General features: G+C 62.0%; 15 protein-coding genes. 10 read left to right on the plus strand and 5 right to left on the minus strand.

The genetic code is table 11. The annotated features are described in order from the left end of the window. Positions 1 to 84: 84 nt before the first annotated feature. Entirely contained in the window at positions 85 to 663 is a 579-nt protein-coding gene (locus LGQ03_RS02355) for a YqaA family protein (RefSeq protein WP_226747080.1), read from the plus strand. After that, positions 660 to 1,109 carry a disulfide bond formation protein B gene (locus LGQ03_RS02360; RefSeq protein WP_226747081.1) on the plus strand — a complete coding sequence of 150 codons (450 nt, stop codon included), beginning with the start codon at positions 660 to 662 and terminating at the stop codon, positions 1,107 to 1,109. Before LGQ03_RS02355 ends, LGQ03_RS02360 begins: the two co-directional genes overlap by 4 nt. Here the strand turns inward: LGQ03_RS02360 and LGQ03_RS02365 are convergent. Continuing rightward, entirely contained in the window at positions 1,106 to 1,525 is a 420-nt protein-coding gene (locus tag LGQ03_RS02365; protein ID WP_226747082.1) for an Lrp/AsnC family transcriptional regulator, read from the minus strand. The genes LGQ03_RS02360 and LGQ03_RS02365 overlap by 4 nt on opposite strands. 87 nt (positions 1,526 to 1,612) lie before the next feature. Between LGQ03_RS02365 and rocF the strand changes: the two genes are divergently transcribed. The 7 genes from rocF to gluQRS all read left to right on the plus strand — a co-directional run bounded on the left by rocF (position 1,613) and on the right by gluQRS (position 10,403). Then, positions 1,613 to 2,542, plus strand: a complete 930-nt coding sequence (rocF, locus tag LGQ03_RS02370; protein WP_226747083.1) for an arginase — start codon at positions 1,613 to 1,615, stop codon at positions 2,540 to 2,542. Beyond that, positions 2,539 to 3,582 carry an ornithine cyclodeaminase gene (locus LGQ03_RS02375; protein ID WP_226747084.1) on the plus strand — a complete coding sequence of 348 codons (1,044 nt, stop codon included), beginning with the start codon at positions 2,539 to 2,541 and terminating at the stop codon, positions 3,580 to 3,582. The genes rocF and LGQ03_RS02375 overlap by 4 nt, the downstream gene beginning before the upstream one ends. A gap of 161 nt (positions 3,583 to 3,743) precedes the next feature. After that, entirely contained in the window at positions 3,744 to 6,491 is a 2,748-nt protein-coding gene (gene gyrA / locus LGQ03_RS02380) for a DNA gyrase subunit A (RefSeq protein WP_090159492.1), read from the plus strand. A 124-nt stretch (positions 6,492 to 6,615) separates the two neighbouring features. Continuing rightward, positions 6,616 to 7,368, plus strand: coding sequence for a hypothetical protein (locus LGQ03_RS02385; protein WP_226747085.1), 753 nt, complete (start codon positions 6,616 to 6,618; stop codon positions 7,366 to 7,368). Between the two features lie 138 nt (positions 7,369 to 7,506). After that, complete coding sequence (locus LGQ03_RS02390) at positions 7,507 to 8,208, plus strand: porin (protein WP_226747086.1); 702 nt, start codon at positions 7,507 to 7,509, stop codon at positions 8,206 to 8,208. A gap of 39 nt (positions 8,209 to 8,247) precedes the next feature. After that, positions 8,248 to 9,609 (plus strand): methylenetetrahydrofolate--tRNA-(uracil(54)-C(5))-methyltransferase (FADH(2)-oxidizing) TrmFO, encoded by a 1,362-nt coding sequence (gene trmFO, locus LGQ03_RS02395; RefSeq protein WP_226747087.1) that lies wholly within the window; start codon positions 8,248 to 8,250, stop codon positions 9,607 to 9,609. Beyond that, on the plus strand, positions 9,606 to 10,403 hold the full coding sequence (gluQRS, locus tag LGQ03_RS02400; protein ID WP_226747088.1) for a tRNA glutamyl-Q(34) synthetase GluQRS: 798 nt from the start codon (positions 9,606 to 9,608) through the stop codon (positions 10,401 to 10,403). The genes trmFO and gluQRS overlap by 4 nt, the downstream gene beginning before the upstream one ends. An 84-nt stretch (positions 10,404 to 10,487) precedes the next feature. Here the strand turns inward: gluQRS and hisI are convergent, their stop codons facing one another. Beyond that, positions 10,488 to 10,841 carry a phosphoribosyl-AMP cyclohydrolase gene (hisI, locus tag LGQ03_RS02405; RefSeq protein WP_226747089.1) on the minus strand — a complete coding sequence of 118 codons (354 nt, stop codon included), beginning with the start codon at positions 10,839 to 10,841 and terminating at the stop codon, positions 10,488 to 10,490. Positions 10,842 to 10,905: 64 nt separating this feature from the next. On the opposite strand from hisI, the gene LGQ03_RS02410 reads away from it, so the two are divergent. Further along, complete coding sequence (locus tag LGQ03_RS02410; RefSeq protein WP_226747090.1) at positions 10,906 to 11,352, plus strand: iron-sulfur cluster assembly scaffold protein; 447 nt, start codon at positions 10,906 to 10,908, stop codon at positions 11,350 to 11,352. 427 nt (positions 11,353 to 11,779) lie between these two features. Here the strand turns inward: LGQ03_RS02410 and LGQ03_RS16625 are convergent, their stop codons facing one another. The 3 genes from LGQ03_RS16625 to LGQ03_RS02420 form a co-directional block, all read right to left on the minus strand. Next, positions 11,780 to 11,902 carry a hypothetical protein gene (locus LGQ03_RS16625; protein WP_264194468.1) on the minus strand — a complete coding sequence of 41 codons (123 nt, stop codon included), beginning with the start codon at positions 11,900 to 11,902 and terminating at the stop codon, positions 11,780 to 11,782. 120 nt (positions 11,903 to 12,022) lie between these two features. Next, on the minus strand, positions 12,023 to 12,487 hold the full coding sequence (locus LGQ03_RS02415) for a DNA polymerase III subunit chi (protein WP_226747091.1): 465 nt from the start codon (positions 12,485 to 12,487) through the stop codon (positions 12,023 to 12,025). Continuing rightward, complete coding sequence (locus LGQ03_RS02420) at positions 12,487 to 13,953, minus strand: leucyl aminopeptidase (RefSeq protein WP_226747092.1); 1,467 nt, start codon at positions 13,951 to 13,953, stop codon at positions 12,487 to 12,489. Before LGQ03_RS02420 ends, LGQ03_RS02415 begins: the two co-directional genes overlap by 1 nt. Between the last annotated feature and the right edge of the window lie 132 nt (positions 13,954 to 14,085).

The following is a 14,085-nucleotide window of genomic DNA, read 5'->3' on the forward strand; positions in this document are numbered from 1 at the left end:
AAAGTGTCGCCCCGCAACGGTCCTGCACCTTGACGCACTGTCGTCGCTGCGTGCATGTGGGCGCATAACCTGAAAGGCATGATGATGCTTCGTTCGCTTTACGACTGGACCATGGCGCTGTCGCGCTCGCCCTACGCGCTATGGGCGCTGTTCATCGTGGCTTTTGTCGAAAGCAGCTTTTTCCCCATTCCGCCCGATGTGCTGATGATCCCCATGATCATCGCCGCCCCACGCCGGGCCTTTGTGATCGCCGGGATCGCCACGATCGGATCGGTTCTGGGTGCCCTGCTGGGCTATTACATCGGTGCCGCCCTGTTCGAAACAGTGGGTCAGCCCGTGCTAGAATTCTATCACAAGTCCGAGGATTTCGCCGCCTTTGCGCTGAAATACAACGAATGGGGGGCATGGGCCGTGCTGGTGGCCGGCATCACGCCGTTCCCGTTCAAGGTCATCACGATCGCATCCGGCGTCACCGGCCTGTCGCTGCCCGTCTTCATCCTCTCGTCGATCATCGCGCGGGCGTTCCGGTTTTTCCTCGTGGCACTGCTGTTGTGGAAATTCGGCGAACCGATCCGCGATTTCATCGAACGGCGGCTTGGTCTGGTGTTCGTTTTGTTCTGTGTGCTGCTGATCGGCGGCTTTGTCCTGCTGGGGGTCGTATGACGCGTCAAATTCTCATTCTGACCGCCGCCAGCGGCTCGGCCCTGCTGCTTGCCGGTGCCTATCTGTTCCAGTTCCTGGGATACCTGCCCTGCCAGATGTGCCTGTGGCAGCGCTGGCCGCATATGGCCGCCATTGCCATCGGCGTCCTCGCCTTTACTCTGCCGTTGCGCGTCTGGGCGTGGCTGGGTGCGCTGGCCACCGCGATCACCTCAGGCATCGGCGTTTTTCACACCGGCGTCGAACGCGACTGGTGGGAAGGTCCAAGCAGCTGTTCGGGCAGTGGCGGCAGCTCCCTGACAGGCGATTTGTTGTCGACCGACGGGCCGCGCCTGATCATGTGCGATCAGGTCAGCTGGGAATTGTTCTCCCTCTCGATGGCCAGCTGGAACGCCCTGTTCTCGGCGCTGTTGTGCATCCTTTGGATCATGGCCGCTCGCCGGGCCTAGGCCCGCGTCGACAACAGCAGCGATGTTTCCGACCGGGTGATCCCGTCGATCTGCCGGATCGCCGTCAACACCGTGTCGAATGCCTCCAGTGACGCCGTGCCGATTTCCGCGATCAGGTCCCAGGTGCCGTTGGTCGCATGTACGCGCGCGACAGCAGGCATGGCCCGCAAGGCGCGACTGATCTTGTCAGAACCCCGGCCCTGCACCTCGAGCATCATCAGACCCCGCACCGGATGCGGTGCCACATCGGCGCGGGTCAGCACGCTGTAGCCCACGATTTCACCACCCGCCTCCAGCCGGTTCAGCCGCGCCCGTACGGTCGCCCGGGTCACTCCCAGATCCGCGGCCAGCGTCTGCACCGGTGCACGGCCATCGCGTTTCAGGGCCCGGATGAGGCGATTATCCAATTCGTCCATTACGGCAGTCCACTTTGTATATTCCGAACACAATTTGCGCAAACTGTGTGCTGGTGACAAGGGGCGCGATCCGCAAGACTTGGCCGCATGAAACAGACACATTGCATTTTGATCGGCGCACCAGTGGACTGCGGTAAACGCCGCCGGGGCTGCCTGATGGGCCCGGACGCCTACCGCACCGCAGGTCTGGCCGAGGCGATCACCGCCCTTGGCCACACTGTCGAGGATCGTGGAAACCTGACACCCGACAGCGTCACGGTGCCGGACCACCCCAACCCCGCCGTCTACAAACTGGCGGAAAACATCGGCTGGACCCAGACGCTTGCGCAGGCCGCGCGGGACGCGGCTCCGCATGGGCTGCCGATCTTTCTGGGCGGCGACCATGCACTGGCGCTGGGCACCGTAGCCGGGATGGCCGCCCATGCGCAGACGGCAGGACGGCCGTTCTTTGCGCTGTGGCTCGATGCGCACAGCGATATTCACACGCCCAACACGACCGACAGCGGCAATCTGCACGGGACACCGGTCGGCTATGTCATCGGACGTGACGGTTTCGACGGGTTTCCCCCCGTCACGGCAAAAGTCGATCCCGCACATATCTGCATGATCGGGTTGCGCAGCGTGGACGGCCCCGAACATGCCGCGCTGCTGGATATGGATGTGGACGTGGTCGACATGCGCCGCATCGACGAAGAAGGCATCCGCGCACCGCTTGCGGCCTTTCTCGACCGTGTGGCGGCTGTGGACGGCATGCTGCACGTCAGCCTTGATGTGGATTTCCTCGATCCCTCTGTCGCACCTGCCGTCGGCACCACCGTGCCGGGCGGTGCCACCGTCCGCGAAGGCCATCTGGTGATGGAGATGCTGTGCGACAGCGGCAGCGTGACGTCACTGGATCTGGTCGAACTCAACCCCTTTCTGGATGACCGGGGCAAGACAGCGTCGCTCATGGTCGACCTGACCGCGTCGCTGCTGGGCCGCCGCGTCTTTGATCGCCCCACAAGGAGCCACGGATGACACCTCCATCAAAACTGGCCATGGTGCCTTTCGTCAGCGTGGCCAACATGATGCGCCTCGTTCATCATGTTGGCTTGCCAGTGTTTCTGGCCGAACTGACGCAGGCCGTGACTGATGATTTCAAACGCTGGCCTGCCTTTGACAAGACGCCCCGCGTACCTGCCCATTCGCCCGGCGGCGTGATCGAACTGATGCCCACCGCCGACGACACGCTCTATGGATTCAAATACGTCAACGGCCATCCGAAAAACATGGCCGAAGGGCTGCAAACCGTCACCGCGTTCGGTCTGCTGGCCGATATGGCCTCGGGCTATCCGCTGCTACTGTCGGAAATGACGCTGCTGACCGCCCTGCGCACGGCGGCCACCTCGGCCATGGCAACCCGCGCGCTGGCCCGGCCCGACGCTCGCACCATGGCGATGATCGGCAACGGCGCGCAGTCCGAATTCCAGATCATCGCCCTTCAGGCGGTCTGCGGCATCACGGACGTGCGCCTGTTCGACGTCGATCCCGCTGCCACCGCCAAGGTCATGGCGAACCTGCGCGACACCGGTCTCAACCTGACGGCCTGCACATCGGCTCAGGATGCCGTGCTTGGGGCTGATGTCATCACCACCGCCACGGCAGACAAACGCAACCAGCAGGTGCTGACCGACAACATGGTGGGCGCAGGCGTGCACATCAACGCCATCGGCGGCGATTGCCCGGGCAAGACGGAACTGCACCGCGACATCGTCGCCCGTGCGGATATGTTTGTCGAATTTCCAGACCAGACCCGGATCGAGGGTGAATTGCAGCAAATGCCGCTGGACCATCCCTACACCGAACTGTGGCAGGTCCTCACCGGACAGGCACCGGGACGCAGCCGCCCCGATCAGATCACACTGTTCGATGGCGTTGGTTTCGCGATCGAGGATTTCAGCGCCCTGCGCTATGTCTATGACCGCGCAAGCGGCACCGACTACGTCGAGAATCTCGATTTCATCGCCGATCCCGATGACCCGCGCGACCTGTTCGGGATGCTCGCGCGCGCGGCCTGACCCTTCTTCTGGTCGGAAATATCCCGGGGGCGCGGGGGCAGCGCCCCCGTTCCGCATGAAATGCGGACCAAAGCGGCCCCCGACCGTTGCACACTATATCCTGTATCGTGTAGGTTAACGCGACCAATCTATGGCGCAGACCAACAAGGTGAGCAGGCGATATGACCGACACTCCGGACATCCCCGATTCCGACGACGACCAGCCGGCGCGCTACGTCTATGACGGCCCCTCGGTCAGCATCGAGGAAGAGCTGAAAACAGCCTATCTGGATTACGCCATGTCCGTCATCGTCAGCCGGGCGATCCCCGATCTGCGCGATGGCCTGAAACCGGTGCACCGCCGCATCCTCTATGCGATGCACGACACCAACAACACCTACGACAAACCCTACCGCAAATCGTCCCGCCCCGTGGCCGAAACCATGGGCAAATACCACCCCCACGGCGACAGCGCGATCTATGACGCGCTGGTGCGCATGGCGCAGGATTTTTCCATGTCGCTGGTGCTGCTTGACGGTCAGGGCAACTTTGGCTCCATGGACGGGGACCGCGCCGCCGCCTACCGCTATACCGAAGTGCGGATGCAAAAGGTCGCGAACTATCTGCTGGACGACATCGACAAGGATACGGTCGATTTCCAGCTCAACTACGACGGCAAGGACCGCGAACCCTCTGTTCTGCCAGCAAAATATCCCAACATGCTGGTCAACGGCGCAGGCGGTATCGCCGTGGGCATGGCGACCAACATCCCACCCCACAACCTAGGCGAGGTCATTGATGCCACGCTGGCGCTGATCGACAATCCGGACCTCACCTCCGAGGAGCTGATCGACTATATCCCGGCCCCCGATTTCCCCACCGGCGGGATCATTCTGGGCCGGTCCGGCGCGCGCAAGGCCTATCTGGAAGGGCGCGGTTCCGTCATCATGCGCTCGCGCACCCATACCGAGGAAATTCGCAAGGACCGCTGGGCCATCGTCATCGACGACGTGCCCTATCAGGTGAACAAATCGGTTATGATCGACCGCATCGCCGAGGCTGCCCGCGACAAGAAGATCGAAGGCATCGCCCATGTGCAGGACGAATCCGACCGCAACGGTGTGCGGGTCGTGGTCGAACTCAAACGCGACGCTACGGCAGAGGTCGTGCTGAACCAGTTGTTCCGATTCACCCCGATGCAGACCAATTTTGCCTGCAACATGCTGGCCCTGAACGGCGGCAAACCTGAAACACTGACTCTGCGCCGGTTCCTGACGGCCTTTGTCGATTTCCGCGAGGATGTTGTCGCCCGCCGCACGGCGTTTTTGCTGCGCAAGGCCCGTGAACGGTCGCATATCCTGTGTGGTCTGGCCGTGGCCGTAACGAATATCGACGAAATCGTCGCCACGATCCGGTCCTCTGCCGACGCTGGCGAGGCCCGCGAAAAACTGATGACCCGCAAATGGCCCGCGCAAGACATCCTCGAATACATCGCGCTGATCGACGATCCGACCCATACCGCCAATGACGACGGCACCTACAATCTGTCAGAGGCGCAGGCCCGCGCGATCCTTGAGTTGCGTCTGCAACGCCTGACGCAGATCGGCGTCAAAGAGGTCACGGACGAGCTCAAGGAACTGGCGGCCAAGATCCGCGACTACCTCGATATCTTGGGGTCACGCGACCGGATCATGCAGATCATCCGGGACGAGCTGAAAGAGGTCCGCGACAACCACGCCGTCGACCGTCGCACCGAGATCGTCGACTGGGCTGGCGACATGGACGACGAGGACCTGATTGAACGCGAGGACATGGTCGTGACCGTTACCTCTGGCGGTTACATCAAACGGACGGCCCTGGCCGATTTCCGCGCGCAGCGGCGCGGCGGCAAGGGTCTGTCGTCCATGCAGACCAAGGAAGAGGACGTTGTCACGACCCTCTTTGTCGCCAATACGCATACGCAACTGTTGTTCTTTACGACCTCCGGCATGGTCTACAAGCTCAAGTGCTGGCAGCTCCCGCTGGGCAGCCGCACGGCCAAGGGCAAGGCGATCGTCAACATCCTGCCGATTGATCCGGGCGTCTCCATCGCCGCGATCATGCCTGTGGACCGCGACGAATCCGAATGGGACGATCTGCAGGTGGTGTTCGCCACGTCCAAGGGCACCGTGCGCCGCAACCGTCTGTCGGATTTCACGAATGTGAACCGCGCCGGCAAGATCGCCATGAAATTCGAGGACGGCGAGGATATCCGCATGATCAACGCCCGCATCGCGTCCAACGACGACGATGTGATGCTGGTCACAAACTCTGGCAGGGCCATCCGTTTCCCCGCCACGGATGTGCGAATCTTCAATTCGCGCGCCTCGACCGGCGTGCGCGGCATCCGCCTGACCGGCGATGACGAGGTCGTGTCGATGTCGATCATCCGCCATTTCGAGGCGGACCCGGCCGAACGCGCGGCCTATCTGAAAATGCGCCGTGCGATGGCTGGTCTGTCTGATGATGCGGAAACGTCCGAGGACGAGGACGACGTCGCACCAGGTGCCATCAGCCAAGAGCGTTACGCCGAAATGTCCGCAGCCGAAAACCTGATCCTGACCATCACGGCGCAAGGATCCGGCAAATTGTCGTCCAGCCACGACTACCCCGTGCGTGGACGTGGCGGTCTGGGCGTCACGGCGATGGACAAGGCGATGCGCGGCGGTCCGCTGGTGACGTCCTTCCCTGTCGATCTGTCGGACCAGATCATGCTGGTCACCTCGACCGGCCAGTCGATCCGGGTGCCTGTCGATGGGATCAGCTTCCGTTCGCGGGGCGCTGGCGGAGTCAAGGTGTTTGACACGGCCAAGGGCGAATATGTCGTGTCTGTTGCATGGATTGCCGATCAGGGCGAGGCCGACGAACAGCCCGAAGCAGGTGAGTCCTGATCTTCACTTTAACTTGACTTATCTTAATAAATTCAAACCCTTGGGACCCTTTTCTCACCTTTGAAACGGGACTACCCAAGGGTTACGCGGCATCATTCGAGTCGCGCATAAGATGAGGAAGAGCATGAACAAGATTTTCTGCGGCGCGTTGATCGTGCCGCTATTCGCAGCCACCGGCGTCATGGCGCAATCGCTGACCGGCAGCGATCTGTCGATTGGCTATACCACCGCCACCGACAGTGATCTGGATTCGTCCGGCCTGACACTTGGCGGCAGCGCCGAATTCGCGGCAAGCAGTGAACTCGCGTTCCAGGGCGACCTAAGCTATACCGACGGCGAGGTGTTTGGCCTTGACGGTGACATCCTGTCGCTGGCCGGTCACGCGATCTATCACGCCAATGAACTGGCCTCTTTTGGTGCCTACTACGGCATCGACAGTGATGGATCCGACGATATCGCATATTATGGTGTCGAGGCGGGCTATGACCTGCCCCGTGGCGACGTCGAGGGCTATTTCGGTCTGACCGCAGTGGATGCAGGCCAGTTCGACGGCATCGACCTGGGCGACATCGACCTGAACCAATACGGTGCCTCCGTCTCGTTCGACATCACCGAAACCTTTGCCGTGTCCGGTCGCTATGACAACCTGCGGTTCTCGGATGTGGCAAGCGTGGACCGTTTCGGCCTGGGCCTTGGCGCATCGCTGGGCAATGGCTTTGGCGTTTCGGCTGAACTTGGCCGTCAAAGCGTCGACATCGTGGCCTTGGGCGACGACAACCAGACCTATGCGAACGTCACCGCCTCTTACACCTTTGGTGCGGAACGCGGTGCCACATTCGACCGTCGCGGTCTGGCCCACACCATCCTTGGTTTCTAAATCCTGAAACCCTGAAGCAACAGATTGCGGCGTTGTGACCAGATGCGCCGCAATCAAACTTGTCCGACGCGCCCCTTGCGTCGATACTCGCCCCCAATGTCGCACCAAGCGGCAATGAATAATCTAGAGGCGAGTAGAATGAAATCATCCGCAGCAATCGCTGCCGCACTCTGTGCGGTCGCATCAACGACAGCTTCCGCACAGGGCATCACCGGCGGACAGCTTGGCATCGAATACAATGCGCCGATTGACGGCAGCGATTTTGGTGGCACCACCTATTCGGGCGGCATCGAATACGGGATCAACCGGTCCTACGCTCTGTCGCTGAACGCGGCGGGATACCGCCCTGACAATTTCGACACCGACGCCACCAACGTCACTCTGCACGGCACCTATCATTTCGACGACTTCAGCTCTGCCGGCATCTTTGTCTCGCATGACGACCTCGACGACGAGAGCATCACGCTGGTCGGGATCGAAGGCGGCACCGACATCTACGGTGGCGACCTGACCACCTATCTCGCCCGGTCCAACGACGACGATGTGACCGTCATCGGTTTCGCCGGCGAATACGCCATCCGTGATGCGATCTCGGTCATCGGCGATCTGGACTATGCCGACCTTGATGGTGGTTCCATCAGCCAGTTCGGGATTGGCGCAGCCTATGACCTGAACGGCGGCCCCACGTTCTACGCCAAGATCGGTAACGCCCGCTACGATGACGGCACCATCGACGAAAGCGCGGGCTTCGTGTCGATCGGCGTGGATGTGGCTTTTGGCGCGGAACGCGGCACGACCTTTGACACGCGCAGCATTTTCGACATCCTGCCGGGCTTCTGACCCTTTGCACAATTGCCCGCGATGTCCTACATCGCGGGCATGACACATACACTGAACATCGTCGGCGGCGGCATGGCCGGATCAGAGGCCGCCTGGCAGGCCGCGAATGCGGGCCTCAAGGTCGTCATTCATGAAATGCGGCCCAAGGTCGAAACCTTTGCCCACCGGACCGGCCATCTGGGCGAAATGGTCTGTTCCAACTCGTTCCGGTCCGATGACCACGAACAGAACGCCGTGGGCCTGCTGCATTGGGAAATGCGTGCAGCAAACGGCCTTATCATGCAGACCGCCGCGAAACACCGCCTGCCCGCCGGTGGTGCCTTGGCCGTGGACCGCGACCCCTTTGCCGAAAGCGTCACCGCCGCCCTGACTGCGCATCCCAACATCAGCGTCAGCTACGAAGAAATCACCGCGCTGCCCGACAGCGGCGACTGGATCATCGCGACTGGCCCGCTGACCTCCGGTACCCTGGCCGAGGCGATCCGCGTGGAAACCGGTGCCGATCAGCTGGCCTTTTTCGACGCGATCGCCCCCATCGTCTATGCAGATACCGTGAACATGGACGTGGCGTGGATGCAGTCGCGGTATGACAAGGGCGAAACCGAGGACGAGCGCACCGCCTATCTGAACTGCCCGATGACCCGCGACCAGTACGAGGCATTCATCGACGCCCTCCTCGCCTCTGACAAAACCGAATTCAAAGAGGGCGAAACCGCGAAATATTTTGACGGCTGCCTGCCCATCGAGGTGATGGCCGAACGCGGCCGCGAAACCCTGCGGTTTGGCCCGATGAAACCGGTAGGTCTGACCAATGCCCATGACCCCGCGACCAAACCCTACGCGGTGGTGCAGTTGCGCCGGGACAATGCGCTTGGCACGCTTTACAATATCGTAGGTTTTCAGACCAAGATGAAATACGGCGCACAAAAGGCTGTTTTCAAAACAATTCCCGGTCTGGAGGATGCCGAATTCGCGCGTCTTGGCGGGATTCACCGGAACACCTTCATCAACGCGCCCACGTTGCTGGACAGCCAGATGCGTTTGAAATCGCGGCCCAATATCCGCTTTGCCGGGCAGATCACGGGCGTCGAGGGCTATGTTGAATCCGCCGCGATGGGTTTGCTGGCCGCGCGTATGGCGGTGGCACAGGCGCACGGGCTGACCCTGCCCGACGTGCCTGCCACCACCGCGATGGGCGCACTGGTCACCCACATCACGGGCGGTGCCGACGCCAAGACCTTCCAGCCGATGAACGTGAATTTCGGCCTCTTTCCCCCGCTCGAAGGCACGGGGATCAAAGGCGGACGCCGCAACCGCAAGGACCGCTACAAGGCCTATACCGACCGGGCCAAGGCCGATTGGACCGACTGGCTGGCACGAACGGTCCCCGTACCTGCGTGATCACGCGCTTTGCCCCGTCGCCCACCGGGCCGCTGCACCTTGGTCACGCCTTCTCGGCGCTGACCGCATGGGACATGGCACAGGCGGTGGGCGGCACGTTTCTGCTGCGGATCGAGGACATCGACCAGTCCCGCGCCCGTCAAGCGTGGGAGGCACAGATCTACGACGACCTGCGGTGGCTGGGCCTGACCTGGCCGACCCCCGTGATGCGCCAATCCGACCGGCTGGACACCTACGCAGACGCACTCGACCATCTGTGGGATCGTGGTCTGCTCTATCCTTGCACCTGCAACCGTCGTGATATCCTTGCTGCCGCCAGCGCGCCGCAAGAGGGTGCGCCGATGGGACCAGACGGGGTGGTCTATCCCGGCACCTGCCGTCAAATGTCCCGCACGGGGCCGCGCCCGACAGATACAGCACTCCGGCTCGACATGCAGCGCGCCTGTCAAACCGTTGAAAACAATTATTTGTCCAAAGAAACGGTAGAGGCCATCGGGGACGTCGTCCTTGCCCGGCGCGATATGGGCACATCCTATCACCTCTCGGTCGTCGTTGATGACGCGGCTCAGGGCGTCACGGATGTGGTGCGCGGTCAGGACCTCGCAGATGCAACGCCAATCCACATTCTGCTGCAACACCTGCTCGGCCTGCCCACACCTCAGTACCACCACCATCGACTGATCCGCGATGATCAGGGCAAGCGTCTGGCGAAACGCGACGACGCCCGCGCCCTGTCACTCTACCGTGCGCAGGGGGCGACCCCCCGCGATATCAGGCACATGGTCGGCATTTGACGCCTGTCCAGGTTTCTTCTGGTCAAAAATATCCGCCCCGCCGGCGAGGCGTCCCGCAGCAGCAATCAGACTACCATCGGACGGTTACGCACCGTCCTCGACAACTTCCGCCCCATTCTCGACCGTCGTGTAAAAACACGACCTTCGCCCCGTGTGACAGGCCGGCCCCGTCTGGCGCACGGCTACCAACAGGCAATCCCGGTCGCAATCCAGCCGGAATTCCACCAGCTCCTGCACATTGCCCGATGTCTTGCCCTTGATCCAAAGCTCGGACCGCGACCGCGACCAATAGGTGACCTCACGCGTGCGCAATGTCCGTTCCACCGCATCACGGTTCATCCAGGCCATCATCAGCACCTCGCCGGATGTGTTGTCCTGGGCGATCGCGGGAATCAGCCCGGCGTCATTGTAACGCAGGCTTGCGGGGTCGAATGTCATGGCCGTATCTTTCCAATGGGGATGCAGGGCCCTAATTAAGGGCCAAGCGATGAAAGGGCAAACCATGACCGCAGAAGCCGACATGATGAAACTCTATTCGACGCGCATTCTGGCGCTGGCCGCGCAGGTGCCCCATGTCGGCCGGTTGAATGCGCCGGACGGCACGGCCCGTCAGCGCTCGCCATTGTGCGGCTCGACGGTGACAGTGGACGTAGTGGTGCAGGACGGCGTGATTTCGCAATTCGCACAGGACGTAAAGGCCTGCGCGCTGGGTCAGGCGGCCGCTGCCGTGGTCGGTGCGGCGATCATCGGTCTGGACCGTGCCACCGTTCAGCGTGGACGCGATGAAATGGCGGCCATGCTCAAGGACAACGGTCCCGTGCCGACCGCACCCTTTGACGGATTGGCCGTTCTTGAACCCGCCAAGGATTATAAGAACCGCCACGCCTCGATCTTGCTCAGCTTTGATGCAACGCTTGCGGCCCTGGACGCAGTGCAGGTGAGCGCCTGACACCACCGCACGGCCGAACGCCGGGCCGTGAAAAACCACGTAGATCGTCAAGACAAGCGCGCCTTCAGCCTTTGGTTGGCTATCCGGGTGCAAGTCGCCGGTTCCTGTGCGCTTGGCGCATCACGGTTGTTTCGCCATGGGGCAACAGACCAGCCGGTTGCGATTTCAAGGGCATTTGCATCGGAACCGCGGACCCGGACCCTGCCCGGCCGTGATCCGTCGCAGCGACAACGCGCCAATTCACACGCCTTGCGATCTTGCCCAAAAAAAACCGCCGCACGCTGTGGCAGCGGCGGCGGGCAGTGATGCATCCTGTGTGGCGCGCGGCGTCGATGGGATCAGGCAAATCCCGGACGCTGTGGACAGGCAAGTCGTGATTGCTGTGTGGGACAGGCAATGACGCGCGCCGTTGGATACGAGGCAGGTGTCAGACAAATCCGGGCAAGGACAATCCAACACACAGCATGACGGTCAGGGCCAGAACACCCAAGGCATCCGACAGGATCGTGTCGCTGTTGCGGACAATCACTAATTTGATTTGCTGGCTCATCGTCTGGCTCCTTTCATCTCGCTGTGTTGCCTCTTTGTTCCATAACACATGCGCCATGTAAAGAACTTTATGAGAACAAACGTGAACAAAAGTGATCAGCGCGCGGAACATCCCTCAAAATCAGGGCTTTGGGTGTTCCGCTTTCTTGGACCAGGCCCCGCCGTCCTGCGCCCAGTATTGCGCGGTACAGCCTGCGGCCGTCAGGGTTTTCCACTGTTCGCGCGCAATCGCCAGTGCGTCACCGTCGTGGCCGTCGAACAGCACGCAGGCCCGGTCCGACAACCCGACCTCAGTTGCGTTCAGCGGCGCGCCGTCGATGCTCATCACGCAAGCGAACCCGCCTGCCGGGTTATCCACCCCCAGCAGGATCGGTTGGTCCGCATCATGCGGACCACCCGCCAGCCCATGCGGACGAAAGCCATCCGCAGGCCCCTGCCACAAGACCTCGTCCAGCCGTGCGAGGCGGTCGGGATCAGTCCCGCGCACCAGCACGCGCCATCCCTGCCCGCGCGCCCGGTCCAACAGCATCGGCAGCGCCTGTTCCAGCGGACTGTCCGTCAGGTGATAGAAATAGACGGCCCCCATCAGGACTCGTAGCGATCCGCGATCAGACGGTTCAGCGCCATGACACCCCAGCCTGTTGCACCCTTGGGTGACAGGGCCGTTTCGGATTTGACCGATGCCGTGCCTGCGATATCCAGATGGCACCAAGGCGTATCGTCCTTGACGAACCGGCCCAGGAATTGCGCCGCGGTGATGGACCCCGCATAGCGACCACCGGTGTTTTTCATGTCCGCGATAGGGCTGTCGATCAGCTTGTCATAGGCTTTGCCCATCGGCATCCGCCATGCGCCTTCGCCCTCGGACGCGCAGGCGTCCAGGAACGCACCTGCCAGATCATCGGAATTGCTGAACACGCCCGCGTTTTCGTTGCCGAGCGCGACCAGCATCGCCCCTGTCAGGGTCGCAAGGTTGATCATGCCCGTGGGCGCAAAACGGTCCTGCGCGTACCAAAGCACATCGGCCAGCACCATGCGTCCCTCGGCATCGGTGTTGATGACCTCAATCGTGTCGCCCTTCATCGAGGTGATGACATCGCCCGGTTTGTAGGCCTTGCCGTCGGGCATGTTTTCCACCAGCCCGACCAGACCCACGACATTCGCCTTTGCCTTGCGCAAGGCCAGCGTGCGCATCACACCGGACACGACGCCCGCGCCGCCCATGTCCATGGTCATGTCTTCCATGCTGGCGCCTGGCTTGATCGAAATCCCGCCCGTGTCGAACGTCACGCCCTTGCCTACCAGCGCAAAGGGGGCCTCGTCGCCGCCGCCGTTCCACTGCATCACCACCACCTTGGACGGTGCGGCAGACCCTTGCCCCACGGCCAGCAGCGCCCGCATTCCCAGTTTTTCCAGGTCGGCCTCTTCGAGGATTTCGACCTCCAGCCCCAGTTCCTGCATGCCTGCCAGACGGGCCGCGAAATCATCGGTCGTCAGCACATTGCCCGGCGCATTGGTCAGATCGCGTGTGAAAAAGATCCCTTCGGCGATGGCCATGCCGACCCGTGCCGCCGAAGCCAGCGCCTCGGGATCGTCGGACTGGATCGTGATCGGGCCCTGCGGCTTGCCTTTGTCGGTCTTGTGATCGGTGAACCGGTAGCCGCGCAGCGCCAGCCCAAGTGCAATGTTTTCGGCGTTGCCAATGTCGCCCGCCAGAACCGTCAGCGCATCGCTGCCCTGCGCCTTGGCCAGGGCGGCGCCGATCTTGCGCGCGGTCACGGCATCAGAATCGGCGGGGGCCTTGACCACCAGCACCGCATCGGCGGCGGTCCCGGCGGCATAGTTCAGCCGCACGACGTGACCCGGTTCCGCCTTGTCAAAGGCCGCATCCTTGGACGCGCGCGACACGGCCTTGTGGGTTGTGGCGTCCAGTTTCTGCGCAGCGGTCGACAGTTGACCATCTGGTCCCACGAAAACGGCGATCAGACCTGCGGTCTTTTCCAGACCATCATGGTTATTGGGCACAAAGCGGATGTCAGCGATATCAGTCATGATCACGGGGCCTTTCGGGCAAGCGGAACGAATTTCCCTACAGGTAGCGACGATGTGCCGGAATGGCCAGTTTCCAGTTTCGGATTGCCGGCCCTTGGTCTAGTTTGCCGCAAGGCACGAAGGACAGAATGT

Source organism: Loktanella gaetbuli (genome assembly GCF_020531945.1).
Classification (GTDB): Bacteria; Pseudomonadota; Alphaproteobacteria; order Rhodobacterales; family Rhodobacteraceae; genus Loktanella; species Loktanella gaetbuli.